This window comes from Microvirga arabica (assembly GCF_016811235.1).
Classification (GTDB): domain Bacteria; phylum Pseudomonadota; class Alphaproteobacteria; order Rhizobiales; family Beijerinckiaceae; genus Microvirga; species Microvirga arabica.
Genome location: NZ_JAFBID010000017.1, coordinates 15,981 through 40,932 on the forward strand (window position 1 = coordinate 15,981; position 24,952 = coordinate 40,932).

The window sequence follows — 24,952 nt, forward strand, 5'->3', positions numbered from 1 at the left end:
GGCATTCTCATAACCAAACAACCGGGGCCCTCGCATGACGCGCGCACAAGACATCGTTGAATTGCGACGCATGACCGGCTTACGCTCTGTCCAAGGACGATGTGAATTTGCCGAGCGGGATCCGGGATGGGATGCTGGAAACCTTGAGGCATTTGCTGCCGTTCGGCCCGATTCGCCTGCTGCTGTTGCGGCACTCCTACGCTGGTGCCATTCGAGGGGTATTCCGGTGGTCCCACAGGGCGGGCGAACAGGCTTGGTCGGCGGCGCCATCACGGACCCAGACTCGCTGATCTGCGACCTGGGCGCACTCGACCGGATCGAAGAGATCGATCCTGTAACGGGCGTCGCTGTTGTCCAAGCAGGCGTAACGCTGAGCGCGCTGCAAGAAGCCGCACGGGCGTTCGGGCTGGATCCCGCCATTGACCTCGCAGCGCGCGGCTCGGCGACGGTCGGCGGCCTCATCTCGACCAATGCCGGGGGCATCATGGCATTCCGAGCCGGCGTCATGCGTCACCGCGTGCTTGGGCTTGAGGTCGTGCTCCCGGATGGAAGTATCTTCTGCGATCTGACACGGGTTATGAAGACGAGCGCCGGATACGATCTCAAACACCTGTTCATCGGCGCGGAGGGAACGCTGGGAATAGCGACCCGTGCGGTTATTAAGCTGGAGCCGTTGGTCCCCGCGCGCGCAACCGCTCTGGTGGGCGTGGACAACGCGGCTGCAGCCCAGAGGGTGGTGCAATACTTCTTGTCGCGCGGCGGCATGAGCCTGCGAGCCGCGGAAATCATGTGGCGCAGGTACGCGCAGACGACCAGCGCGGCGCTGGGATTCGATCACGACCAGCTCCCTCTCGGCGCCAACTGCCTTCTGGCGCTCGAAGTCGGAGGGGATACTTTCGAGGCCGCTTCCGCGGCATTGGAAAGCGGATTGGCGGAGATTTACGACGAAGACGGGCTCAAAGACGGCGTTGTTGCCAGCTCCATGCAACAGGCTGATCGGATCTGGCGGGTTCGCGAGGACACCGAAATCCTCTACCGCCTCCACCCGCAGGCGCCGTCGTTCGACGTCTCCGTCCCAGGAGGAGCGATCGACGGCTATGTCGAGCGTCTCGGACCAACGCTCAAGGCCATCGACCCGCAACTGGATCCGTACATCTTCGGGCACCTCGCGGATGGCAATCTCCACATCGTTCTCAATGTCCAAGGTCCGTTGCCGACGCCTGTCCAGCAGCGCGTCGAGGACGTACTGTATGCACCTCTCGGAGAGCTCGGAGGGTGCTTCTCGGCGGAGCATGGAATTGGGCTCAAAAAACGGGCGGCCTTCGAACGTTATGCGGATCCCGTCAAGCAGACGCTCTCACGTGCCGTCAAAGGCCTTCTCGATCCGAAAGGCTTGCTCAACCCCGGGAAGGTGGTCGATCCGTTCTGAAACCGGCTCATTTCGGTGCGTCTTCCGTCATGCGGGCTTCGATTGGTCCGGAAACTGGCCTGCCCCGGCAGGTGAGAACCGTCCGACAAGCCGGTGGCGCTCGCCGGGGTAGCTGATGCGGGCCTCCGTCATGAAGATGCCAGCCTGCCATGTCCGGCGTTCCAGGAGCAGGCACGCCGTACCGGAAGGGACTTGAAGATGCTTGTGAAGCTTGGCGTCGGCGCTCACCGCCCGGATGACATGCTCCGCGTCCGTCCAAGGCACCCGATTCAGCAGCCATGTTCCCGGGGGCATCTGCTTGAACGGCTCCTTGCGGGCTTCCGGCACGGCCGCGAGATTGATGATGCGCTCCTCGTATGCTTCCGGCTGTCCCTCCACGAGGTGCAAGGTCGTGACGCAGAGGACCTTCGATCCAGTTCGGGCGCCGGTCCGGGTTGCGGTGGCGGCATCAATCGCCTCGACGGCCCGGTGCAAGACGCGGTGCTGGTAGGTCTTGCCGGCACGCTTGGCTTCGAGCGCGAAGTCCTGGATTTCGAGAACGGCGCGATCGGCCCTTGGGGCGGCGACAACGGAACCGGCGCGACGCTTCCTGATGATCAGTCCTTGGTTGGCGAGGGCAGAGAGGACCTTATTGACGGTCATGCGTGAGCAGCCGTACTGCTCCGCCAGTTCCGTTTCGAAGGGCACGCGGTCTCCCGGCGCCCATTCACCTGACATGATCCGACTTTCGATATCGTCCCGGATCCGCTCATAGATATGCATAACAAACTCGTCCCGTACGCCGGATTGTCCTTGTGGGACCTTCTTTACTCGCGAATCCGGCATCGGGATATAGTGTCCGACCGCGTAGCCCAGATCAGGAGCCTAATGTCTCCCGCGGTCGGGTGGCTATCCGCATGGGCGGCTTAGACTGGAGGAGCCGTGCCGACCGTCAGGGTCCGCAAGGCAAGGAGCAGCCGATCGTTTTCGTCGGGATGACCGATCGTGACACGCAGGAAGCGCTCGTAACCCTCTTCCCGCCACGGCTTGACGACGACACCCTCTTTCAGAAGGCGATCGGCGGCGATGGTGCTGTCGCAATGACACTGGAAGAACAAGAAGTTGGTCTGCGACGCCGCAGGCCCATAGCCCATGTCCCGCAGGGATGACGCGACCCGCTCTCGCTCGGCACGGGTGCGCGCCACCGACGCCTTCATCCATGCTTGGTCGCCCAACGCGGCGATTGCGGCCGTTTGAGCGGCAACGTTGACGTTGAAAGGTGTCTTCGCCTTCCGGATTCCGTCCGCAATCTGGAGATCGGAGCAGACGGCATACCCGACCCTGAGCCCCGCCAAGCCATAGGCCTTCGAGAAAGTCCGGAGCACGACGTAACGGACATCCGTCGCGGCGAGGGTCGCAACGCCGTCCACACGCGTTGCCTCGTCGGCGTATTCGAAATACGCCTCATCGAACACGAGCACGGTTTCGCGTCCCATGGTTGCGAGAATGGCGTCCAAACCCGCAGGGGACAAAGCGGGGCCGACAGGGTTCCAGGGAGAGCTGAGCATCAGGAGCTTTGGTCGCCGGGACAGGGCTTCGAGGATCGCAGGCAGGTCGAAGTTCAGATCCGAGGTCATGGGGATTTTTAGCACCGGCGCTCCCATCGCACGCGGCTCGATCTCGTGGAGGCCGAAGCTTGGCGTTACGGTCACCACGTGCTCCCCCGGCAGCAAAAGGGCGCGCGAAAGGGCCCCGATCATCTCCTCCGACCCATTCCCGACGACGATACGGTGGGGATCGGTCGCAAGATGCTCGCCCAATGCCTCGCGGAGAACGGTGCACGCCGGGTCCGAGTACCGCCACGGCTCCAGCATGGCCGGGGCAAGGGCAGCCAGAACCGCGGGGGAACAGCCGTCAGGATTCTCGTTGCTGGCCAGTCGGGCGATAGAGTGATGGCCGCTGGCACGGCGTGCCGCACCAATACTCATGCCGGCATTGTACGGCGGCAGCGCAACAATGTGAGGGTTAAGGCTGATCGAGTCTGTCACGTTAAGTCCGCCATATGTCAATGATGTTGAGATTCAGAATTCCCTGCGGAGTGACGCGGAGGAACGCTGCCTCCGCTGCGTCAGGGGCGATGATCGTGTCACCGTTCCTGGCTTCGATCGTCACGTCGGTCGCACACACCGTCGCGTCGGACCCGGTCACGAGCATGAGCGTGATGTCACCACGTCTGATCACATCGGCTTGCTCTGTGATTCTCATCCGCGTCATGGCATGCCCATAACGCCCCCGCCGGGTCATCACGTTCAAATCCATAACAGGGTCATCCACCAAGCTCGCCTCGGCCGGGACATCGCCCGGGAACGCAACGGGACCAGTGTCACGGCTGACGAGAGCCTCAGCCCTCCCTGCGATAGAAAGTCGGATCCCGTTGCCGTCGAGCACGGCGAGCGTACGGTCAATCTCCGGGAACATAGAGAAGGGGCCGGATGATGCGACCTTGGCCATGCTGACCCGCCACTCGAAGGTGTCGAGGGTGGAGCCCTCGGGCGAGACGAGGATCTCGATGGTCTCGCCACCGCCGTTTTTCCACGGCATGCGGCGATAGCTGGTCGAGGGTACGACGCGCATTGCCGTCGGCCTAGCCGAGGCTCGGGAGGTTGAGCCCGTGTTCGCGGGCGCAGTCAATGGCGATGTCGTAACCGGCATCCGCGTGGCGCATCACGCCGGTCGCCGGGTCGTTCCAGAGCACGCGCTCGATGCGCTTGGCCGCTTCCGGCGTGCCGTCGCATACGATCACCATGCCCGAATGCTGCGAGAAGCCCATGCCGACGCCACCGCCATGGTGGAGCGAGACCCAGGTGGCGCCGGACGCGCAGTTGAGGAGCGCGTTCAGCAGCGGCCAGTCCGAGACTGCATCCGAACCATCCTTCATCGCCTCCGTCTCGCGGTTGGGCGACGAGACAGAGCCTGAGTCAAGGTGATCGCGGCCGATGACGATGGGCGCCTTGAGTTCGCCTTTGGCAACCATTTCGTTGAAGGCGAGGCCGAGGCGGTGGCGGTCGCCCAAGCCCACCCAGCAGATGCGGGCGGGCAGGCCTTGGAACTTGATGCGCTCCTTCGCCATGTCGAGCCAGTTGTGTAGGTGCTTGTTGTCCGGCAGCAGCTCCTTCACCTTGGCGTCGGTCTTAAAAATGTCCTCCGGGTCGCCCGAGAGCGCGCACCAGCGGAACGGCCCGATGCCGCGGCAGAATAGCGGGCGGATATAGGCCGGCACGAACCCGGGGAAAGCGAAAGCATCGGCAACCCCTTCCTCCAGCGCCATCTGGCGAATGTTGTTGCCGTAATCCACAGTGGGAATGCCCATCTTGTGGAAGTCCAGCAGGGCGCGCACGTGCTCCGCCATGGATTGCTTGGCCGCCTTCGCGACAGCCTTGGGGTCGGCCTCACGCTTGGCTTCCCAATCGCCGACACTCCAGCCCTTCGGCAGATAGCCGTTGACGGGATCGTGCGCCGACGTCTGGTCGGTCACGCAGTCAGGGCGGACGCCGCGCCTGACCAGCTCCGGAAAGATTTCCGCTGCATTGCCGAGCAGCGCGACAGAGATCGCCTTCTTCTCCTTGCAGGCTTTGTCGATGATCGCCAGAGCGTCATCGAGGTCTTTGGCCTGAACGTCCACATAGCCGGTGCGCAGGCGGAACTCGATGCGGCTTGCCTGGCACTCGACCGCAAGGCACGAAGCACCCGCCATGGTTGCGGCGAGCGGCTGGGCGCCGCCCATGCCGCCAAGCCCTGCGGTGAGGATCCAGCGGCCCGAGAGATCGCCGTCGTAGTGCTGGCGGCCCATCTCCACGAAGGTCTCATAGGTGCCCTGCACGATGCCTTGGGTGCCGATATAGATCCAGGAACCAGCCGTCATTTGGCCGTACATCATGAGCCCCTTGCGGTCGAGCTCGTTGAAGTGATCCCAAGTGGCCCAGTGCGGCACCAGGTTGGAATTGGCGATCAGCACCCGCGGCGCATCGGCATGGGTGCGGAACACGCCGACCGGCTTGCCGGATTGCACGAGCAAGGTCTCGTCGTCATTCAGGTTCTTCAGCGCCGCCACGATGCGGTCGAAGCTGTCCCAATCGCGGGCGGCACGACCGATGCCGCCATAGACGACGAGCTCGCCCGGTCTTTCGGCCACGTCCGGATCAAGGTTGTTCATCAGCATGCGCAGGGGCGCCTCCGTCAGCCAGCTCTTGGCGGACAGCTCGGTGCCGTGGGCGGCGCGGATCACGCGGGTGTTGTCGATGCGGGTCATAGGACGGATCCTCAAGCTTTGGATTGGGCGAAGGTGAGACAAGTCTGTAGAATGAGGCTGAGCGCAGAACGCATGGGCGCCGCATAGTCCTCGTCGTAAGGTGTCGGCCACTGGCCTTTCGAGACTGGGCCGAGCGGCTCGCGCATGTAGCCGCGGCAGGCGAGTTCCATCTGGACGGCATGGACGCCTGCCTCGGGCTTGCCGAGGCTGCGCGTGATGTAGCCGCCCTTGAAGCGTCCGTTAATCACATGGCTGAAGCCGCTGCCGATGAAGATCTTCTCGATGGCATCGCTCAAAGGTTGAGCGCAGGTCGCGCCGCCGTTGGTGCCGATGTTGAAGTGGGGCAGGGTGCCGTCGAACAGGCGCGGAATGACAGAGCGGATCGAGTGGCAGTCATAGACCACTACATTGGAGTGCTTTGACCGCAGCCGCTCGATTTCGGCACGGAGCGCCGCGTGATAGGGATCGAAGAAGTGGGTGCGGCGCTCGGCGATCTCCGCCGTCGTGGGCTCCGTGCCCGGCTCGTAGAGCGGCTCGCCGTCGAAGGTGGTTGTGGGGCAAAGCTCCGTCGTCGCCTGTCCGGGATAGAGCGACACGCCGGACGGGTCGCGGTTCACGTCGATTACCGTGCGGGAGACGGTCGTGCGGATCACGGTCGCGCCGAGACCGGCGGAGAAGTCGTAAAGCTGCTCGATCCACCAATCGGCGTCCTTGCGCGCGAGCCAGGGCGATACGAGGCCGCGTTCGTACTCGGTCGGGATGTCGATGCCGGTATGCGGCAGGCTCACCACGAGCGGCGCATCCCCCCGGATGATCGTGAGCCATTCCGGCAGCTTCGTGCTCATTACCTCGCCTCATCCGTGACAAGCGGCAGCACATCGTCGCCAACGGCATCCGCCAGAGCGCCCGTGGCGACGAGAGCCGTGGCCACCTCCATCTCGGGGGCCATGTGCCGGTCGTCGTCAAGGTGCGGAATCTGGGCACGCAGCAAGGCCCGGGCGCGTTCCAGGCGCTCGCTCGACGTCATGGGCGCGTGGAAGTCACAGCCCTGGACGGCGGCCAGGTATTCGATGCCGATGACGTTAGCGGTGTTCATCGCCATGGGCAGGAGCCTGCGGGCGCCATGGGTGGCCATGGACACATGGTCCTCTTGGTTGGCGGAAGTCGGGATTGAGTCGACGCTCGCCGGATAGGCGCGCTGCTTGTTCTCAGACACGAGGGCTGCGGCCGTCACCTGCGGGATCATGAAGCCGGAGTTGAGCCCTGGCTTTGGTGTAAGAAACGCGGGCAGGCCAGAGAGCGTTGGATCGACCAGCATGGCGATGCGCCGCTCGGCCAGCGAGCCGATCTCGCACAGCGCCATGGCGATCATGTCGGCGGCGAAGGCCACGGGTTCGGCATGGAAGTTGCCGCCGGAGATGACCTCGCCCGTATCCGCGAACACGAGCGGATTGTCGGAGACGCCGTTCGCTTCGGTGGCGAGGGTCTCACCCGCCTGCCGCAGCAGGTCGAGCACCGCGCCCATCACCTGCGGCTGGCAGCGCAGGCAGTAGGGGTCCTGCACGCGGTCGTCGTTGGTCAGATGCGAGGCGCGGATCGCGCTTCCCGCCATCAGAGTGCGTAAGGAGGCCGCCACCTCGATCTGCCCACGATGACGGCGCAGTTTCTGGATGCGCTCGTCGAACGGGCCGTCCGAACCTTTCGCGGCATCCGTCGCCAACGCTCCGGTGACAAGGGCCGCCTGGAACACGCGCTCGGCCTCGAACAGGCCTGCGAGCGCGAGCGCAGTCGACACCTGCGTGCCGTTGAGAAGTGCGAGACCCTCCTTGGGGCCGAGGACAAGTGGTGTGAGACCGGCGCGAGCAAGGGCCGCCTCCGCCTTCACCCGCACGCCATCGACGAAGAACTCGCCGACGCCCATGAGGGCGGCCGTCATGTGTGCCAGCGGCGCGAGATCGCCCGAGGCTCCCACTGACCCCTGGCCTGGAATGACCGGAACCAGGTTCGCCTTCACGCAGGCCGTGAGATGCTCGATGGTGGACCAGCGCACCCCGGATGCGCCCTGTGCGAGGCTCGCAAGCTTCAGCGCCATCACCAGACGAACCACGGAAACAGGCAGCGGCTCGCCGACGCCAGCGGCGTGCGAGAGCACGATATTACGCTGGAGCGTCGCAAGATCGGCAGCGCCGATGCGCACGCTGGCGAGTTTTCCGAAGCCGGTGTTGATGCCATAGACCGGATCGCCCTTGGCGACGATGTCATCGATGGTTTTCGCGCTCGCCTCGATGGCGGAGCGGCAATCCTGATCAAGCGCAATATCGGCACCGAAATAGACGCGGCGCCAATCGGCGAGCGCAACGGAGCCGGGGTGAAGCATGATGATTTGTGTCATTGTCCTCTCCAGACACGGGCGTGAAGCGGGTTGAAGCCGATGCGGTAGACGAGCTCCGCCGGCCGTTCGATGTTCCAGATGGCGAGATCACAGCACTTGCCGGGTTCCAGCGTGCCGATCTCGTTGAGCTTTCCGAGTGCACGGGCCGCTTCACGGGTTACGCCCGCGATGCATTCCTCGACAGTCAGGCGGAACAGGGTCGCGCCCATGTTCATGGTGAGCAGGAGCGAAGTCAGCGGCGAGGTGCCGGGATTGCAGTCGGTGGCCAGGGCCATGCGCGTGCCGTGCTGGCGAAAGGAGGCGACCGGCGGCACCTTTGTCTCACGCAGCATGTAGAAGGCACCCGGCAGCAGCACGGCTACTGTGCCGGCCTTCGCCATGGCAGCCGCACCCTCTTCGTCCGTGTGTTCGAGATGATCGGCGGAGAGCGCGCCGTAATCGGCAGCGAGCTTCGCGCCGTGCAGGTTGGAGAGCTGGTCGGCATGGAGCTTGATCTTGAGACCCAACGCTTTGGCGGTGTCGAACACGCGGGCGGTCTGCTCAGGCGAGAACGCGATGCCCTCGCAGAAGGCGTCCACTGCATCGGCCAGCCCCTCGCGGGCGAGCACCGGCAGCATCTCCCGGCAGACCTTCTCGATAAAGGCATCCTTGTCGCCGTTCGCCTCCGGCGGCAGGGCATGGGCACCGAGGAAGGTGGTGACGACGGAAATGGGGCGTTCACGCCCCAACCGCCGTGCAGCGCGCAGGGAGCGGGCCTCCGTCTCCCGGTCGAGACCGTAACCCGACTTGATCTCGACGGTCGTGCAGCCCTCGGCGATGAGATGGTCGAGCCGGGGCAGGGCGCTCGCAACGAGGTCATCTTCGCTCGCCGCGCGAGTCGCCTTTACGGTGGAGACGATGCCGCCTCCGGCCCGGGCGATCTCCTCATAGCTCGCGCCCGTGAGGCGCAGCTCGAACTCGTGCGCCCGGTCGCCGCCATAGACGAGATGAGTGTGGCAGTCGATGAGGCCAGGCGTGATCCAGCGCCCGTCGCAGTCAGTGCGCTCGGCGGCATCCCAGCCGGTCGGGAGGTCCTCAATCGATCCAGCAAAGGCAATCCGACCGTTCTTCGCCGCGATAACGCCGTCGTACACGACACCGAGACCGCTTACGGCTGGGTCCAATGTAACGAGGCGTGCGTTGTGCCAGACAGCATCGAAAAGCATGGGTCTACCCCGCTCAGTCCGCAGTTTTCATGACGGCATATACGTCTATACATATTCGGTATAAGATGTCTATACATATTCGTGGTTCTATGTCTATACATAATCTTCAAAGTCGGTATTATCCTGTTGGAGTTGGGCGACTCGGCGAGCGCAGAGAGCAACCGCTCCGTGGCTTGGTGAAGAGTCTCCGGCCGATTTGAAGACAGTAACGCGCTCGCTCCTCGCCGGCGTCCTCTCCGGTCGGGTTCGATCGAACTACCCTGTGGTGGCAAGACGATGGTATCATCAACACGCAAACTAACATTCGACCACGCACTGCTCCCTACTGGATGGGCGACGGATGTCGGGATCGACATCACCGATGGGAGCATCCGCGCCGTCCAGGCAAATGCTCCATCCGAAGGCCGTGAGCGCATAAACGGGATTGCGTTGCCAGGTTTGCCGAATTTGCACAGTCACACTTTTCAGCGCGGCATGGGGGGGCTTGCAGAGACACGGGGGCCACGAGGCGACAGCTTCTGGACATGGCGCCAGGTCATGTATCGATTTCTCGGAAGCCTTACACCTGATGACGTCGAGGTGATCGCCGCAGCGGCGATGGTGGAGATGCTGGAAGGAGGATTTACGGCATTGGCCGAGTTCCACTACGTGCATCATGACGTCGATGGAAAGCCCTACGACAACCCTGCCGAGCTATCGGCGCGTATAGCCGCGGCCGCGCATGAGACAGGCATGGGGCTCACACTCCTTCCGGTGCTGTATTCTTCCGGGGGCTTCGGAGGGGTGGCGCCCACCGACGGCCAAGTCCGATTCGTCAACGATGTTGCGAAGTACGCCACATTATACGACAGGGCGAAGGACGCGGTCGCAAATCTCGACGACGCTGCGATTGGCATCGCGCCCCACAGTCTACGGGCCGTTTCGCCGGAAGCCCTGAAGGAACTACTGGCAATTGCTCCATTAGGGCCTGTCCATATCCACGTCGCGGAGCAGGTCAAAGAGGTCGAGGACTGTCTTGCCTGGTCGGGGCAGCGCCCCGTTGAATGGCTGCTCGACCACGCTCCCGTGGATGAGCGGTGGTGTCTCGTGCACGCGACCCATCTGACGCCGGAGGAAACCCAACGATTGGCCCGGAGCGGCGCCGTGGCCGGTCTTTGCCCGATCACCGAAGCCAATCTCGGGGACGGGATCTTCGACGGAGTGGACTTCCTCAGGGCAGGGGGAGTGTTCGGAGTTGGATCCGACTCCAACATCGAACTCACCGCCCCGGGTGAATTGAAGCAGCTGGAGTACAGCCAGCGTCTCAAGCACAAGGCACGGAATGTGTTGCCAGGTGATGAGGGAGAGTCGACGGGCCGCGTGCTCTACGATGGAGCAGTCGCCGGAGGCGCACGAGCGGTCGGTCGCCGCGTCGGCGCCATCGACACTGGTTATAGAGCCGACTTTGTCATACTTGATCCCAAACACCCTCATCTCTCGATGGTCTCCGGTGATCGCTGGCTCGACTGCTATGTCTTCACGGCCGGGACAGCAGCCATCGACAGTGTCATCGTTGCAGGTCAAACCGTCGTATCGAAGGGCCGTCATCAGAAACGGGAAGCCATCATGGACAAATACGTGGCTACCATGAGGCGGATCCTAGGCTGAAAATCAAGAATCCAATGTAGGGGCCAATCGGCCCGCCTCGGGTCGATGGAACCGAACTTGGTGACTGTCGGCGCTTGTCAGAATGCAACTCATGCCCGGAGGAAACAAATTGATCAATACTCGAGCTGCTGTAGCGTGGGAGGCTGGCAAGCCGCTCACCATCGAGACCATCCGCATCGAGGGCCCCAAGGCCGGCGAGGTGCTCGTGGAGGTGATGGCGACAGGCGTTTGCCACACCGATGCTTATACCCTCTCGGGCCTCGATTCCGAGGGCAAGTTCCCGGCGATCCTCGGCCATGAGGGTGCGGGCATCGTGCGCGAGATCGGCCCCGGCGTGACCACGCTGAAAGTCGGCGACCACGTGATCCCGCTCTACACACCCGAGTGCCGCAACTGCAAATCCTGCCTGTCGCGCCGCACCAATCTCTGCACCGCCATCCGCTCGACTCAAGGTCAGGGCGTGATGCCGGACGGAACCTCACGCTTCCGCTGCGACGGCGAGACCGTGTTCCACTACATGGGCTGCTCGACATTTGCGAACTTCACCGTGCTGCCCGAGATCGCGCTCGCCAAGGTGCGCGAAGACGCGCCGTTCGATAAGATCTGCTACATCGGTTGCGGCGTCACCACCGGCATCGGTGCTGTGATCTACACCGCCAAGGTGTGGCCTGGCGCGAACGTGGTGGTGTTCGGCCTCGGCGGCATCGGCCTCAACGTGATCCAGGGCGCACGCATGGTGGGTGCCGACAAGATCATCGGCGTCGACATCAACCCGGCCAAGATGGAGATGGCGAAGAGATTCGGCATGACCGACTTCATCAACCCGAAGGAGGTCGGCAACGACAAGGTCGTGCAGGCCATCGTCGATCTCACGGGCGGCGGCGCCGACTTTTCGTTCGATGCCACCGGCAACACAGACGTGATGCGCCAAGCGCTCGAATGCTGCCACCGCGGCTGGGGCGAGAGCATCATCATCGGCGTGGCGGAAGCAGGCCGAGAAATCGCCGCCCGGCCGTTCCAGCTCGTCACCGGCCGCGTCTGGAAGGGCACGGCTTTCGGCGGCGCGCGCGGGCGCACGGACGTGCCCAAGATCGTGGACTGGTACATGGAGGGCAAGATCAACATCGACGACCTGATCACCCATAAGATGCCGCTCGACGAGATCAACACGGCCTTCGACCTCATGCACGAGGGCAAGTCGATCCGCTCGGTCATCGTGTACTGATCGGGAGAAGGATGTTGAGCTTCGAGACCGTCTCGCAATCGCGCTGCTTCGGCGGCACACAGTTCGTCTATCGCCATGTTTCCCGTGAAACATCCACGCCCATGCGGCTGGCGGCCTTCGTGCCGCCACAGGCGAAGGACGGCAAGGTGCCGGTGGTGTGGTTCCTCTCCGGCCTCACCTGCACGGAGGAGAACTTCACCGTGAAGGCGGGCGCGCAGCGGGTCGCCTCGGAGCTCGGCCTGATGCTGATCGCGCCCGACACCAGCCCCCGCGGCGAGGGCGTGCCGGATGATCCCGAGGGCGCGTACGACTTCGGCCTCGGGGCCGGCTTCTATGTGGATGCCGTGCAGGAGCCGTGGGCGAAGCATTACCGAATGCGCTCTTATATCGAGCAGGAACTGCCGACGCTCGTGGCCGAGAACCTCCCGGCGGACATGAGCCGCCAGGGCATCACCGGCCATTCTATGGGCGGGCACGGGGCGCTGACCATCGCCTTGCGCAATCCGGATCGCTTCAAGGCCGTTTCGGTCTTCGCGCCCATTGCCTCACCCATGAACTGCCCCTGGGGCGAGAAGGCCCTGTCGGGCTACATCGGCGCCAACCGTTCGGCCTGGCGCGACTACGATGCTTGCGCGCTGATCGAGGGCGGCGCCCGCCTGTCCGACCTTCTGGTCGACCAGGGCACCGCCGACAGTTTTCTCGATACCCAGCTCAAGCCTAGGCTGCTGGAACAAGCCTGCGCCAAGGCAGGTCAGCCCCTGACCCTGCGGATGCAGGAGGGCTACGACCATTCCTACTTCTTCATCGCGACCTTCATTGAGGATCACCTGCGATGGCATGCTCAGCGTCTCGGCGTGTCGAACCGTTCTGAATAGGGGAGGAACGATGATTAGAACTACTGGATCAGGCCTCACGTATTTGATGGATTCCGCAATGTTGAAAGTACCCGTGAGACGCAATAAAGCGCATATCTGCCGCTTTAACCCAAATGTCGGTTGCGATCCTCGCGGCAGAGTTCTTAACTCGTATGGCGCAGAATCTGCAGCCTGATCAACCGAGCGCTTCCGAGCAATATTTGGGTGAGGACATGACCACATACATCCAGTGGAACAACGACCGCGCAAGGGAGATCATAGCAGCTCACGCATTGTTCGACGGCGCTGCACTGCCAATTCTCCACGCACTGCAGTTTGAGTTCGGATTCATCCATGAGGAAGCGATCCCTCTGATAGCGGACGCGCTTAACCTTTCCCGGGCAGAAGTCCACGGAATAGTTACATTCTACCATGATTTCCGCCGTGATCCGGCGGGGCGCCACGTGCTCAAGCTTTGCCGTGCGGAAGCGTGCCAGTCTATGAATGGCACCGGGGTCGCGCAGGACCTCCTCGCAACACTCGGCATCAGCTGGGGTGAGACGACACCGGATGGCAGTCTGACGGTTGAGGGTGTCTACTGCCTGGGTCTTTGCGCTTGCGCCCCGTCGGCCCTTTATGACGGCGAGCCGATCGGGCGGCTTACCCTAGATACCCTCGCTGATGTCGTGCGGGAGGCGAGGGCGCCATGACCAAGGTACTCATCTCCACCGATGCCATGTCGCTTGCGCTTGGCTCTCGTCGGATCTGCGCTCTCCTTGCCGAGGAGGCCTTCCGCCGTGGGCTGGCGCTCGACATTGTCATGATCGGATCCCGGGGCTTGTTCTGGCTCGAGCCACTGGTCGAGGTTGAAACATCCAGTGGGCGGGTCGCCTATGGTCCGCTCAAGCCAAGCGACGTCGGTGGGCTGTTCGAGGCCGGGTTCCTAGAGGGCAAGGATCACCCGCTTCGCCTTGGCCTGTTGAAAGATCAGCCTTATCTCGCACGGCAGACCCGGCTGACTTTTGCCCGTTGCGGCATCGTCGATCCCTTGTCGATCGAGGATTACCGGACCTATGGTGGCTATGTTGGCCTTGAGCGCGCGCTTGGCTCGCAGCCTCAGGAAGTTGTGGACGAGGTCAAGCTCTCTGGTCTGCGCGGTCGCGGCGGAGCAGGCTTTCCGACCGGCATCAAGTGGGACACGGTTCTCCACGCGGAGGCGGACCAGAAGTACATCGTCTGCAACGCGGATGAGGGCGACAGCGGCACCTTTGCCGACCGCATGCTGATGGAGGGCGACCCTTTCACTCTGATTGAAGGCATGACGATCGCGGGCTTGGCGGTGGGGGCCACTAAGGGTTTCATCTATATCCGCTCCGAATACCCGCACGCCTACCACACGATGTCGAAGGCCATCGAGGTGGCCTCGAACGCAGGATACCTGGGTTCGTCCGTCATGGGCTCCGTCCGCGCCTTCACGCTGGAGACCCGCCTTGGCGCGGGGGCCTATATCTGCGGCGAGGAAACCTCTCTTCTGGAAAGCCTCGAGGGCAAGCGCGGAATGGTGCGGGCCAAGCCGCCCTTGCCGGCCCTGAAGGGGCTGTTCGGCAGGCCGACAGTCGTCAACAATGTGCTGTCACTCGCTACCGTCCCGTGGATCTTGGCCAATGGCGGACAGGCCTACGCCGATTTCGGCATGGGCCGCTCGCGGGGAACCCTGCCGATCCAGCTTGCCGGTAACGTCAGGCGTGGAGGCCTCATCGAACTCGCCTTCGGCACGACTCTGCGCGACATCATTGAGGATTTCGGCGGCGGGACAGCGACGGGGCGGCCAGTGAAGGCGGTTCAGATCGGCGGGCCGCTCGGAGCTTATTTCCCGGCGTCGATGCTGGACATCCCATTGGATTACGAGGCGCTCGCCGCCGCCAAAGGCATGCTCGGACACGGCGGCATCGTGGTGTTCGACGACAGCGTCGACCTATCGCGTCAAGCCCGCTTCGCATTCGAGTTCTGCGCGGCGGAGAGCTGCGGCAAGTGCACGCCTTGCCGTGTCGGCGCGGTGCGGGGCGTCGAGGTGATGGATCGGATCATCGCCGGAATCGAGCCGCAAAAGAACTTCGACGTGCTTGAGGATCTCTGCACTCTCATGACCGACGCGTCGCTTTGCGCTATGGGCGGCCTGACGCCTCTGCCGGTGATGAGCGCCCTAACTCACTTCCCCGAAGATTTCGACAAGTCCCCGCGCGTTGCCGCGGCGGCAGAGTGAGGGAGAAGCGGCATGCCTATGATCCAGGAGATCGACTACGGCACTCCCGTTCCGGTTACAGACAAGACAGTGTCTCTGACCATCGACGGCGATCCGGTCACTGTGCCCGCCGGCACCTCGGTCATGGCGGCGGCCATGATGATGGGAACGGCAATCCCGAAGCTCTGTGCCACGGACGCCCTTGACGCTTTCGGCTCCTGTCGGCTCTGTCTCGTGGAGATCGAGGGTCGGCGTGGGACACCTGCTTCCTGCACAACGCCCGTGGAAGAGGGAATGGTCGTTCACACGCAGACGCAGCGCCTTGCTGATCTGCGTCGCGGCGTGATGGAGCTCTACATCTCGGATCACCCCCTCGATTGCCTGACCTGCTCAGCCAACGGTGACTGCGAGTTGCAGGACATGGCGGGCGCAGTCGGGCTGCGTGAGGTGCGATATGGCTATGCGGGCGAGAACCACCTCGAGGCTCCGAAGGACACTTCGAACCCGTACTTCACCTTTGAAGACTCAAAGTGCATCGTCTGCTCGCGCTGTGTGCGGGCCTGCGAGGAGGTCCAGGGTACCTTCGCGCTGACGATCGAGGGCAGGGGATTCGACTCCCGCGTATCGCCAGGCGGCCTGGATTTCTTCGGCTCGGAATGCGTCTCCTGCGGCGCCTGCGTGCAGGCTTGCCCCACGGCGGCACTGAACGAAAACAGCATCATCGAAATGGGCCAGCCGGAGCACTCCGTTGTCACGACTTGTGCCTATTGTGGCGTGGGCTGCTCGTTCAAGGCGGAGATGAAGGGCAGCACGGTGGTGCGAATGGTGCCCTACAAGGGAGGCAAGGCCAACGAGGGCCATTCCTGCGTCAAGGGGCGGTTTGCCTGGGGCTACGCCACGCACAAGGACCGCATCACCAAGCCCATGATCCGCAAGACCATCACGGATCCGTGGCGCGAGGTGTCGTGGAAGGAGGCGCTGGACTACGCCGCGAGCGAGTTCAAGCGCATCCAGGCATCGTATGGCCGCGACGCTATCGGCGGCCTTACGTCCTCTCGCTGCACGAACGAAGAGACGTTTCTGGTCCAGAAGCTCGTTCGCGCGGGTTTCGGCAACAACAATGTCGATACATGCGCCCGCGTCTGCCACTCGCCCACCGGCTATGGTCTAAAGACGACGCTTGGCACCTCGGCGGGCACGCAGGACTTCGCCTCCGTAGACGATACGGATGTAGTCGTCGTCATCGGTGCGAACCCCACCGACGGGCATCCGGTCTTTGCCTCCCGCATGAAGCGGCGGCTGCGCCAAGGCGCCCGCCTCATCGTCATCGATCCGCGCCGGATCGATCTCGTGAAGTCACCCCATATTCAAGCAGATTACCATCTGCCGCTGAAGCCCGGCACGAACGTGGCTATGATCAACGCCCTCGCCCATGTGATCGTCACGGAAGGGCTGGTGGACGAGGACTACGTGCGCGAGCGTTGTGACCTCGGTGACTTCGAGAGCTGGGCCCGCTTCATCGCCGACGAGCGCCATTCGCCAGAAGCCGTGGAGGATTTGACCGGCGTTCCGGCTGCGGATGTGCGTGGCGCCGCTCGGCTCTATGCCACGGGCGGCAACGCGGCGATCTACTATGGGCTGGGCGTCACCGAACACAGCCAGGGTTCCACAATGGTCATGGGCATGGCCAACCTTGCCATGGTGACCGGCAATATCGGCAAAGCCGGCGCCGGGGTAAACCCGCTGCGCGGGCAGAACAATGTGCAGGGCTCCTGCGACATGGGTTCCTTCCCGCACGAGTTCTCCGGCTACCGGCATGTCTCGGACGACGCCACCCGGGAGATGTTCGAGACGTTCTGGGGTGTCCCGCTGCAGAACGAGCCAGGCCTGCGTATTCCCAACATGCTGGATGAAGCTGTGGCCGGAACCTTTAAGGGCTTGTACATCCAAGGTGAGGACATCGCCCAGTCCGATCCCGATACCCAGCATGTGACAGCAGGCCTGAAGGCCATGGAGTGCGTCGTCATCCAGGACATCTTCCTGAATGAGACGGCCAAATACGCCCATGTGTTCCTGCCAGGGGCCTCGTTCCTGGAGAAGGACGGCACCTTCACCAATGCGGAGCGGCGCATCAACCGGGTGCGCAAGGTGATGCCGCCGCTGGGCGGCATGGCGGATTGGGAGGTCACCATCGCGCTCGCGAATGCGCTCGGCTTCCCCATGAACTACGAGCACCCGAGCGAGATCATGGACGAGATTGCCCGGCTCACGCCAAGCTTTGCGGGCGTGTCGTACGAGAAGCTGGAGGTGCTCGGCTCAATCCAGTGGCCGTGCAACGAGGCCGCTCCCACCGGAACGCCGATGATGCACGTGGATCGCTTCGTGCGCGGCAAGGGCAAGTTCATGATCACGGAGTTTGTGCCGACCGAGGAGCGTACGGGACCGCGCTTTCCGTTGATCCTCACAACGGGCCGTATCCTGTCGCAGTACAATGTCGGGGCGCAGACAAGGCGTACGGAGAACAGCCGCTGGCACGAGGAGGACGTGCTGGAGATCCACCCGTTCGATGCGGAGAACCGCGGTATTCTGGATGGCGACCTTGTCTCGCTGGAGAGTCGCTCAGGCGACATCGCCCTGCGGGCCCTGATCAGCGAACGGATGCAGCCGGGGGTGGTCTACACCACCTTCCACCATGCCAAGACCGGCGCCAACGTGATCACGACCGACTACTCCGACTGGGCGACGAACTGTCCGGAGTACAAGGTGACAGCCGTGCAGGTGCGCCGCACGAACCGGCCTTCCGATTGGCAGGCCCGGTTCTATGAGGAAGATGTAGCCCTCAAGCGTATCGAAACCCATGTCAACGCAGCTGAATAGGGGCGCGCCATGCATCTCTGACGCGGAGGATGCACCCGCCACTGTCCTGCCCTTTGCTGGAGGCCAACCTGCCGAAGCGGTGCGGGCCGTGCCGGCCGAGGTGCCGGTGAACCTCACCTATGGCGGGATCCCGTTTGCCGTCATGATGGCGACACCGGCTGACCTGGAAGATTTCGCAATAGGCTTCAGCCTGACCGAGGGCGTGATCCAACGGGCAGCGGACATTCGCAGTGTGCGCCTTGAGACCGATGTCAGGGGATTGAGACTCGCCATTGACTTGACCCCTGACCGGCTCCACGAACATCTAGCGCGCCGGCGGGTCTTGTCGGGTCGTACAGGCTGCGGCGTGTGCGGCATTGACGATCTGAAGGCTCTGCCGCAGGCCTGCCAGACCAGTGAGGCTGCACCGAACATCCCGCTGGCGGCGGTTCACCGGGCACTGACCGCACTTGAAGACCGGCAACCCCTGAACAGGCTCACGCATGCAGTCCATGCGGCGGCTTGGGCAGGCCTCGATGGCACGATCACTGACGTGCGCGAGGATGTCGGTCGCCACAATGCACTCGACAAGCTGATCGGAGCCCTTTGCAGGGCTGGCGCGAGCCCAAATAATGGCTTTGCCATCGTCACGAGCCGCTGCTCGTTCGAGCTTGTCGAAAAGGTTGCCGCATTCGGAGTAAAGACATTGATTGCGATCTCGGCACCGACGTCGCTGGCGCTTGAGCGGGCACGCCATCTTGATATCACCCTCATTGGTGTCGCACGCCACGACAGTATCACTGTGTTTCATGGCTTAGAGCGAATTTGCAGACAGGATGTATCAGCATGAGTACCGAGAAGCTGGTCCGCATGGCCAACCAGATTGCATCCTTCTTCCGGTCCTACCCGGACGATCAGGCGATCCATGGCATTCACGACCACCTAGTTGCATTCTGGACGCCGAACATGCGGGCATCGCTTCTCGCGCTCGTCGATCACGGCAACCAAGAACTTGACCCGCTTGTGACGAAGGCGCTGCTAAGTGTTCCAGGGGGCAAGAGCCCGATCGAGAAGGAAGTCGCTGGTCCTGAGCAGGTTGGCGATCTGGGTAGCGATGCTGGCTAAGGACCTCAAGCGCAAAAATGTTCAGCACCACGGGGTGGTACGGATAGTTCCTCGCGAAGGGACAAGCCATTTGACATTTGAGCCGAACTGAATCATGAACCAGACATCATGCTGAGCTTTGCAACCTTCCGCCGTGGCCTGCACCGAGCAGGGAATCTGATCGCGGGCAATTAGCCCCGAGCTCAACACGCCGTTGCGTCCCGAGCTCGGGGCCAAAGATAACCTGATCCTCACGTCTGTCCGGCACCAATCGTCGCCGAGCGTCCAGCTCGCAAAGATACCCGGCTGCGGTTCGACCCAATCGACATCCCACGTCCGGCGATGAACGTTGCGGCTCCCGAACCGAGCTGACGGTCGATTCCAGAGCGCTCGGTGCTGCGGCACCCTAAAGCGGGGATCTGGTGGCGTATGCCGAAATGGCGATCCAACAAACCATGCCCCGGATGCCCAAACGCAGTCATCCCGCGTGAAATCCTCTTGCCGCCTCCAACAAGGCGCCACTCATTGCGAATGGATATATCTCAAATGAAGAACGACACCTCGCCCGTTCATGGTCGCATCACCGGCCCAATCGTGATGATCGGCTTCGGCTCGATCGGCAAAGGCATGCTGCCCCTGATCGAGCGGCATTTCGAGTTCGACAAGAACCGCTTCACGGTCATCGATCCGGTCGACACCGACCGCTCCATGCTCGATGTGCGCGGCGTGACCCTCATCAACAAGGCGCTGACGCCGGACAATTATCGCGAGATCCTCACGCCGCTCCTGACGGAAGGCGGCGGGCAGGGCTTCTGCGTGAACGTGTCGGTGGACACCTCCTCCCGCGCTATCATCGAGCTGTGCCGGGAACTCGGCGCGCTCTACATCGACACCGTGGCCGAGCCCTGGGCCGGCTTCTACTTCGACAAGAGCGCAGGCCCGGAGGCCCGCACCAACTACGCGTTGCGTGAGATCATCCTGGACGCCCGTCGCAAGAGCCCCGGTGGCCCCACGGCCGTGAACTGCTGCGGCGCCAATCCGGGCATGGTGTCCTGGTTCGTCAAGCAGGCGCTGCTCAACATCGCCAAGGATAGCGGCATCGCGCACGACGAGCCCAAATCCCGCGAGGATTGGGCGCGCCTCATGCAGCGCGTGGGCGTGAAGGGCATCCACATCGCCGAGCGCGACACCCAGCGCGCCGAGAAACCAAAGCCCATGAACGTCTTCGTGAACACCTGGTCCGTGGAAGGCTTCGTGTCGGAGGGCCTGCAGCCGGCGGAGCTCGGCTGGGGTACTCATGAGAAGTGGATGCCCGAGAACGGCCGCACGCACGACAGGGGCTGCGGTGCCGCAATCTATCTGCTCCAGCCTGGCGCCAACACCCGTGTCCGTTCCTGGACGCCAACGGCCCAAGCCCAGCATGCCTTCCTGGTGACCCACAATGAGGCGATCTCGATTGCCGACTACTTCACAGTGCGAGAGGGCGACAAGGTGGTCTACCGGCCGACCTGCCATTACGCCTATCACCCGGCGAACGATGCCGTTCTCTCCCTGCACGAGATGTTCGGCAAGGCTGGCAAGGCGCAGGATGCATTCCACATCCTCACTGAGGACGAGATCGTCGATGGCATTGATGAGCTCGGCGTGCTGCTCTACGGTCATGGCAAGAACGCCTATTGGTACGGTTCGCAGCTCTCCATCGAGGAGACCCGCAAGCTCGCGCCCTACCAGAACGCCACCGGCCTTCAGGTGACCTCCGCCGTGCTCGCCGGCATGGTATGGGCGCTGGAGAACCCGGAGGCCGGCATTGTGGAGGCGGACGATATCGACTTCCGCCGCTGCCTCGAGGTGCAGACGCCCTATCTCGGCCCGGTTGTCGGTGTCTATACGGATTGGACGCCGCTCGACGACCGTCCCGGCTTCTTCCCGGAGAACATCGACACCTCCGATCCGTGGCAGTTCCGGAACGTCTTGGTTTCCTGACACGCACAGCGTCACTTGGCCACCGCATTCATGATCCGGCAGCCGATTATGTCGGTTGCCGGATTACGCCGTCACGGGAACGGCTAATGGGAAACCCGCACGCATTGTTGGTTGATCGGGAATGGGGCAACGCCCGAACACCCTTAGCTGGATTGGGCCCCAGTACAGCTTGACAATGCGGCTAGGCCTAGCGAGGGCGGCCACTGATGCCGAACTGGCAAAGCCACGGATCAGCCGGTGCTCGGGATTTCCTTTGTGCCCGTTCGTCATAGAGAGGAAAGCGATCCCTACGGGATGGGATAGAACGCCCGTCGCGAGGCATCGTCAGTGGACGCGCAGGCTTATCTGCCAGCCTGCGCCTTAGGATTTTGCCAGTAGGATTCGGCAAAGCAGGATGCCACATCCGCAGGGGCGGGAGCTGTGAGACGCGGGGAACTCTCGCACTCCCGGCAAGTTTCCCAGCATTATGACCGGCCGTGCGAAGGAGCGTCTCTGGTTGTGTCTCCCACTCGGGCTGGCTGGAGACGGTAGAGGAGAAAGCCATGGGAGGGCAGATCCCACTCGACCCATCGGGACGTGCGGATGACCCTGGGCACGAGGCAGCGCGGGATGACAGCACTCACGAGATTGCCCCGGACCTCGCCTATCAACGGCTTGCCATTGCCAATGTGGCATTCTTCGGTAGGCCCGGCGCAGGTGATCGGCATTGGGTGCTGATCGATGCGGGGGTTATGGGCCCCGCGGGCCTGATCACCGCAGGAGAGATGGGCAGCTCGGCAGCGATCACCGCCGCTGCCGAGCAGCGCTTCGGGCCGAACGCACGGCCGGCGGCGATTATCATGACACACGCGCACTTCGACCATGTGGGCGCGCTCGAAGAGCTTGCAGAGCAATGGGAGGCTCCAGTCTACGCTCACGAGCTGGAGCGGCCCTATCTTGACGGCAGCGCGTCCTACCCGCCGCCCGATCCGTCAGTCGGCGGCGGCCTGATAGCCCGGCTGTCGCCCCTTTTCCCGCGCGGGCCAGTGAACGTGGCCCGCTGGCTGAAGACACTGCCGGCGGATGGCAGCGTGCCGGAGATGCCAGGATGGCGTTGGCTCCACACGCCGGGGCACAGCCCCGGGCACGTGTCGCTCTGGCGCGAGGCCGACCGGACCATCATCGCAGGAGACGCGTTCATCACGACACGCCAGGAATCGGCCTACGCCGTGGCGGTTCAGAGCCCGGAGATGCATGGGCCGCCCATGTACCTCACAACGGACTGGCAGAAGGCCCGCACCTCGGTCGAGCTGCTGGCAGGGCTCGAACCCGAGCTCGTGATCACCGGGCATGGCAGGGCCATGCAAGGAGCCGAGATGCGAGCAGCGCTCCATGAACTCGCCCGCGACTTCGACCGCATTGCCGTGCCAAAGCAGGGTGAATACGTCGAGAGACCGGCCCGGGCTGAGGATGGCAGCGCGTACAACGATAGCTGAGCTGTCGCAAACAACGCCAGAGCTCCTTCGGCAGGCGAGGAGAGCATAGCCGGGGGCAGAAGGCTGCTTCCCTCGGTTTCTTTGGCCTCATGCCGAATGGACAGGAACTCTATTCCGGCACGTAGCGCGGGTAGGTGGTCTTGCTGGCCCGTGCAAAGGCGAGGTCGATGGCCACGGTGGCGTAGGGCGCCTCCGGGGTGGTCTCTGCCAGCACGTTGCCCTCCGGGTCCACCACCCAGCCGAGCCCGCCGCAATTGGCCTTGTATCCTTCAGGCGCCCAGAGGTTGGACGACAGGCAATAGGCGCCCGAGCAGACTGCCGCCGCCTGGCCGCCGGCCAGCCACTTGCGGGTGGATCCATGCGGCGTCGCCCGCGGAACGCACAGGAGATCGGCCCGACTCGCCGCGTAATGGCGCGCCCACTCGAAGAACCACATCTCGGTGCAGATCTGCACGCCGATGCGCATGCCCAGCGCCCGTGCGATGTCGAAGGTGCCCGGACCGCGCTCGTACCAGGTATGCTCGTAATAGCCCTCCTCGTCGGGAAGGTAGTATTTCTGGTGCACGGGCACGGCGCCCGTCTCCTCCGTCCAGAGATAGGCCTCGTTGCGCCGGCTGCCGTGCGGCATGACGATGGGCCTCGTGCCCATCACAGCCTTGGAGTTCAACGTGGACATGCGCGCGATGCGCGCCTCATGCAGAGCCACGGCCTTCTGCCACTGGTCCGCATCCGGCTCAGGGTCGGCGGCCAGCCACTCGCCGAAAGACATCTCCGGCACCAGCAGGAAATCCGACGCTTCCTGGGCCACATGCGCGGCCAAGCCCTCCAGGGTGGCGTCCAGATGATCCGGGCGACAATCGATTTGGCAGACGGTGACCTTCATGGCGTCTTAAGCCCCTCATTCTCTGAAAGCGGCTGCAAGCTTGACACTGCTGGCTCTCAGCAGAAAGAACCTCTCACTGGACAAATCGTTCAGAAATGGAGCAATTTGTGCAGCCCTCCTGACGATATGCGCCATGCTGGACCGTACTGACCAAGAGCTGCTCCTTCTCCTCGCCGACAATGCCCGCAAGCCAGCGGTCGAACTGGCGCGCAGGCTCAAGATCTCCCGGGCGACGGTTCAGAGCCGGATCGCCAGGTTGGTCGATCTCGGCATCATCCGCCGCTTCACGGTGGAACTGGGAGCAGAGGAGGCCGAACGGCTGATCGAGGCCTTTGTGCTGGTGCGGCTGACGGCGAAGGACAGTGCTCCAACCATCAACGCGATCCGGAGGATCGAGGCCGTGACCTCCATTCACACCCTCAACGGGCGCTTCGACCTGATTGCCGACATTCGCGTCCGGACCATGAGCGAGCTTGATGCGGTCCTGCTGACGATCCGCAAGCTGCCTGACGTGGTGGAGACCGAGAGCAGCGTCAGGATGACAAGGCGCAAGTGAGGAGGCGCCCGCCGAACTTTCCATGCTGCCTCATGGCTTCGGGCCGAGCCGGCAACCAGGTTCCTACGATGAGCCGCATCACGCGGCGGGGCACGGCGCCACACGGAGCACGGACCCGACTGTTGCCAGGATCAGGGATGGGCTCGGCTAGCGGTAATAGAAGTAGAGCACCCACGCCAGCAAGGCGACAACGATCGCCAAACCTGCGTGCCATCGCACCGCCTTTCTGACGTCTTCCGCAGTCGTCCGGGATTGTCGTCGCAAAGCTCGTGGTAGTGGCCGGTAGAGGATCCGGTACATGGATTTCATGGCAGATTTCCAAGGGTTCAAGAGGGTGCGGGCAGGCCGTGCCAGCCCTATGTGCTCGCTTGCGGAACGATGGTGATGCCGCCGCTGACCTCGACGATGGCGTACTTGATCTGCTCCAGACGCTCGATGCCGTGCATGCGACGCGCGGCCTCCATGACGTCGTCCCGGCTCACGCGGGCTGTGCTCATGCGCTCCTGCATGAGACGGCCATGCTCCACGATGATCGTCGGCACGCCGTCCATGAGCTTTTCCATGGTCTTCCAGCGGTTTTTGACCAGCGACATGCCGATGTTGATGAACAGCAGCGTGATGATCACAAGGGCCGCGTGCACGACCGACGGATCATCGCCGAGCAGCACCGGCTCGGTCGCTTCGCCGATGATCAGCAGCAGGACGAAGTCGAACGTCGTCATCTCGGAGAGCGTGCGGCGGCCCGCGATGCGGAACACGACCAGCAGGAAGAAATAGATGAAGGCGGCTCTGAGCACCGAGTCCATGATCGTG

General features: G+C 63.2%; 21 protein-coding genes. 12 read left to right on the forward strand and 9 right to left on the reverse strand.

Annotated features, from left to right (window positions below; genetic code table 11):
* The first annotated feature begins 34 nt into the window (after window positions 1-34).
* Window positions 35-1,429 (forward strand): FAD-binding oxidoreductase, encoded by a 1,395-nt coding sequence (locus tag JQC81_RS11085; protein ID WP_203271871.1) that lies wholly within the window; start codon window positions 35-37, stop codon window positions 1,427-1,429.
* A 27-nt stretch (window positions 1,430-1,456) separates the two neighbouring features.
* Here the strand turns inward: JQC81_RS11085 and hutC are convergent, their stop codons facing one another.
* From hutC to hutI, 7 genes are all read right to left on the reverse strand, one after another.
* Window positions 1,457-2,191, reverse strand: a complete 735-nt coding sequence (gene hutC, locus JQC81_RS11090; protein WP_203271872.1) for a histidine utilization transcriptional repressor HutC — start codon at window positions 2,189-2,191, stop codon at window positions 1,457-1,459.
* Window positions 2,192-2,334: 143 nt separating this feature from the next.
* Complete coding sequence (locus JQC81_RS11095) at window positions 2,335-3,456, reverse strand: aminotransferase class I/II-fold pyridoxal phosphate-dependent enzyme (RefSeq protein WP_203271873.1); 1,122 nt, start codon at window positions 3,454-3,456, stop codon at window positions 2,335-2,337.
* Window position 3,457: 1 nt separating this feature from the next.
* Window positions 3,458-4,042, reverse strand: a complete 585-nt coding sequence (locus JQC81_RS11100) for a HutD/Ves family protein (protein ID WP_203271874.1) — start codon at window positions 4,040-4,042, stop codon at window positions 3,458-3,460.
* A 10-nt stretch (window positions 4,043-4,052) separates the two neighbouring features.
* On the reverse strand, window positions 4,053-5,717 hold the full coding sequence (gene hutU / locus JQC81_RS11105) for a urocanate hydratase (protein WP_203271875.1): 1,665 nt from the start codon (window positions 5,715-5,717) through the stop codon (window positions 4,053-4,055).
* An 11-nt stretch (window positions 5,718-5,728) separates the two neighbouring features.
* Window positions 5,729-6,562 (reverse strand): N-formylglutamate deformylase, encoded by an 834-nt coding sequence (gene hutG, locus JQC81_RS11110; RefSeq protein WP_203271876.1) that lies wholly within the window; start codon window positions 6,560-6,562, stop codon window positions 5,729-5,731.
* The gene (hutH, locus tag JQC81_RS11115) at window positions 6,562-8,109 is read right to left on the reverse strand and encodes a histidine ammonia-lyase (RefSeq protein ID WP_203271877.1); all 1,548 of its coding nucleotides are present in this window, start codon (window positions 8,107-8,109) and stop codon (window positions 6,562-6,564) included. The genes hutG and hutH overlap by 1 nt, the downstream gene beginning before the upstream one ends.
* Window positions 8,106-9,314 (reverse strand): imidazolonepropionase, encoded by a 1,209-nt coding sequence (gene hutI / locus JQC81_RS11120; protein WP_203271878.1) that lies wholly within the window; start codon window positions 9,312-9,314, stop codon window positions 8,106-8,108. Before hutI ends, hutH begins: the two co-directional genes overlap by 4 nt.
* A 276-nt stretch (window positions 9,315-9,590) precedes the next feature.
* Between hutI and JQC81_RS11125 the strand changes: the two genes are divergently transcribed.
* From JQC81_RS11125 to JQC81_RS11170, 10 genes are all read left to right on the forward strand, one after another.
* Window positions 9,591-10,961 carry a formimidoylglutamate deiminase gene (locus JQC81_RS11125; RefSeq protein ID WP_203271879.1) on the forward strand — a complete coding sequence of 457 codons (1,371 nt, stop codon included), beginning with the start codon at window positions 9,591-9,593 and terminating at the stop codon, window positions 10,959-10,961.
* Window positions 10,962-11,073: 112 nt separating this feature from the next.
* The gene (locus JQC81_RS11130) at window positions 11,074-12,186 is read left to right on the forward strand and encodes an S-(hydroxymethyl)glutathione dehydrogenase/class III alcohol dehydrogenase (protein ID WP_203271943.1); all 1,113 of its coding nucleotides are present in this window, start codon (window positions 11,074-11,076) and stop codon (window positions 12,184-12,186) included.
* 14 nt (window positions 12,187-12,200) lie between these two features.
* Window positions 12,201-13,061: an S-formylglutathione hydrolase gene (fghA, locus tag JQC81_RS11135; protein ID WP_246520351.1), complete on the forward strand. Its 861-nt coding sequence runs from the start codon at window positions 12,201-12,203 to the stop codon at window positions 13,059-13,061.
* A 212-nt stretch (window positions 13,062-13,273) separates the two neighbouring features.
* The gene (locus JQC81_RS11140) at window positions 13,274-13,750 is read left to right on the forward strand and encodes a formate dehydrogenase subunit gamma (RefSeq protein WP_203271944.1); all 477 of its coding nucleotides are present in this window, start codon (window positions 13,274-13,276) and stop codon (window positions 13,748-13,750) included.
* Window positions 13,747-15,303 (forward strand): formate dehydrogenase beta subunit, encoded by a 1,557-nt coding sequence (locus JQC81_RS11145; RefSeq protein WP_203271881.1) that lies wholly within the window; start codon window positions 13,747-13,749, stop codon window positions 15,301-15,303. The genes JQC81_RS11140 and JQC81_RS11145 overlap by 4 nt, the downstream gene beginning before the upstream one ends.
* A 12-nt stretch (window positions 15,304-15,315) precedes the next feature.
* On the forward strand, window positions 15,316-18,159 hold the full coding sequence (fdhF, locus tag JQC81_RS11150; protein WP_203271882.1) for a formate dehydrogenase subunit alpha: 2,844 nt from the start codon (window positions 15,316-15,318) through the stop codon (window positions 18,157-18,159).
* The gene (fdhD, locus tag JQC81_RS11155) at window positions 18,140-18,988 is read left to right on the forward strand and encodes a formate dehydrogenase accessory sulfurtransferase FdhD (RefSeq protein WP_203271883.1); all 849 of its coding nucleotides are present in this window, start codon (window positions 18,140-18,142) and stop codon (window positions 18,986-18,988) included. Before fdhF ends, fdhD begins: the two co-directional genes overlap by 20 nt.
* Window positions 18,985-19,263, forward strand: coding sequence for a formate dehydrogenase subunit delta (locus tag JQC81_RS11160; protein ID WP_203271884.1), 279 nt, complete (start codon window positions 18,985-18,987; stop codon window positions 19,261-19,263). Before fdhD ends, JQC81_RS11160 begins: the two co-directional genes overlap by 4 nt.
* 525 nt (window positions 19,264-19,788) lie before the next feature.
* Window positions 19,789-21,225, forward strand: a complete 1,437-nt coding sequence (locus tag JQC81_RS11165) for a homospermidine synthase (RefSeq protein ID WP_246520352.1) — start codon at window positions 19,789-19,791, stop codon at window positions 21,223-21,225.
* Between the two features lie 542 nt (window positions 21,226-21,767).
* Window positions 21,768-22,700 (forward strand): MBL fold metallo-hydrolase, encoded by a 933-nt coding sequence (locus tag JQC81_RS11170; protein ID WP_203271886.1) that lies wholly within the window; start codon window positions 21,768-21,770, stop codon window positions 22,698-22,700.
* A gap of 109 nt (window positions 22,701-22,809) precedes the next feature.
* On the opposite strand, the gene JQC81_RS11175 is transcribed toward JQC81_RS11170, so the two are convergent.
* Complete coding sequence (locus JQC81_RS11175) at window positions 22,810-23,583, reverse strand: carbon-nitrogen hydrolase family protein (protein WP_203271887.1); 774 nt, start codon at window positions 23,581-23,583, stop codon at window positions 22,810-22,812.
* A gap of 133 nt (window positions 23,584-23,716) precedes the next feature.
* Here JQC81_RS11175 and JQC81_RS11180 point away from each other — a divergent pair, with 133 nt between their 5' ends.
* Entirely contained in the window at window positions 23,717-24,139 is a 423-nt protein-coding gene (locus JQC81_RS11180; RefSeq protein ID WP_203271888.1) for an Lrp/AsnC family transcriptional regulator, read from the forward strand.
* Window positions 24,140-24,495: 356 nt separating this feature from the next.
* Here JQC81_RS11180 and JQC81_RS11185 read toward each other — a convergent pair whose 3' ends face one another.
* The gene (locus JQC81_RS11185; RefSeq protein ID WP_203271889.1) at window positions 24,496-24,945 is read right to left on the reverse strand and encodes a DUF421 domain-containing protein; all 450 of its coding nucleotides are present in this window, start codon (window positions 24,943-24,945) and stop codon (window positions 24,496-24,498) included.
* Window positions 24,946-24,952: the final 7 nt, after the last annotated feature.

Excerpts from the sequence above, each read along its gene's own strand:
- hutU (WP_203271875.1), bottom strand. The coding sequence starts at position 5,717 with ATGACCCGCATCGACAACACCCGCGTGATCCGCGCCGCCCACGGCACC.
- JQC81_RS11085 (WP_203271871.1), top strand. The coding sequence starts at position 35 with ATGACGCGCGCACAAGACATCGTTGAATTGCGACGCATGACCGGCTTA.
- JQC81_RS11145 (WP_203271881.1), top strand. The coding sequence starts at position 13,747 with ATGACCAAGGTACTCATCTCCACCGATGCCATGTCGCTTGCGCTTGGC.
- JQC81_RS11160 (WP_203271884.1), top strand. The coding sequence starts at position 18,985 with ATGAGTACCGAGAAGCTGGTCCGCATGGCCAACCAGATTGCATCCTTC.
- JQC81_RS11140 (WP_203271944.1), top strand. The coding sequence starts at position 13,274 with ATGACCACATACATCCAGTGGAACAACGACCGCGCAAGGGAGATCATA.
- JQC81_RS11170 (WP_203271886.1), top strand. The coding sequence starts at position 21,768 with ATGGGAGGGCAGATCCCACTCGACCCATCGGGACGTGCGGATGACCCT.
- JQC81_RS11185 (WP_203271889.1), bottom strand. The coding sequence starts at position 24,945 with ATGGACTCGGTGCTCAGAGCCGCCTTCATCTATTTCTTCCTGCTGGTC.
- JQC81_RS11165 (WP_246520352.1), top strand. The coding sequence starts at position 19,789 with ATGAAGAACGACACCTCGCCCGTTCATGGTCGCATCACCGGCCCAATC.
- hutG (WP_203271876.1), bottom strand. The coding sequence starts at position 6,562 with ATGAGCACGAAGCTGCCGGAATGGCTCACGATCATCCGGGGGGATGCG.
- hutH (WP_203271877.1), bottom strand. The coding sequence starts at position 8,109 with ATGACACAAATCATCATGCTTCACCCCGGCTCCGTTGCGCTCGCCGAT.
- hutC (WP_203271872.1), bottom strand. The coding sequence starts at position 2,191 with ATGCATATCTATGAGCGGATCCGGGACGATATCGAAAGTCGGATCATG.
- JQC81_RS11100 (WP_203271874.1), bottom strand. The coding sequence starts at position 4,042 with ATGCGCGTCGTACCCTCGACCAGCTATCGCCGCATGCCGTGGAAAAAC.
- fdhF (WP_203271882.1), top strand. The coding sequence starts at position 15,316 with ATGCCTATGATCCAGGAGATCGACTACGGCACTCCCGTTCCGGTTACA.
- JQC81_RS11180 (WP_203271888.1), top strand. The coding sequence starts at position 23,717 with ATGCTGGACCGTACTGACCAAGAGCTGCTCCTTCTCCTCGCCGACAAT.
- JQC81_RS11175 (WP_203271887.1), bottom strand. The coding sequence starts at position 23,583 with ATGAAGGTCACCGTCTGCCAAATCGATTGTCGCCCGGATCATCTGGAC.
- hutI (WP_203271878.1), bottom strand. The coding sequence starts at position 9,314 with ATGCTTTTCGATGCTGTCTGGCACAACGCACGCCTCGTTACATTGGAC.
- JQC81_RS11125 (WP_203271879.1), top strand. The coding sequence starts at position 9,591 with ATGGTATCATCAACACGCAAACTAACATTCGACCACGCACTGCTCCCT.
- fdhD (WP_203271883.1), top strand. The coding sequence starts at position 18,140 with ATGTCAACGCAGCTGAATAGGGGCGCGCCATGCATCTCTGACGCGGAG.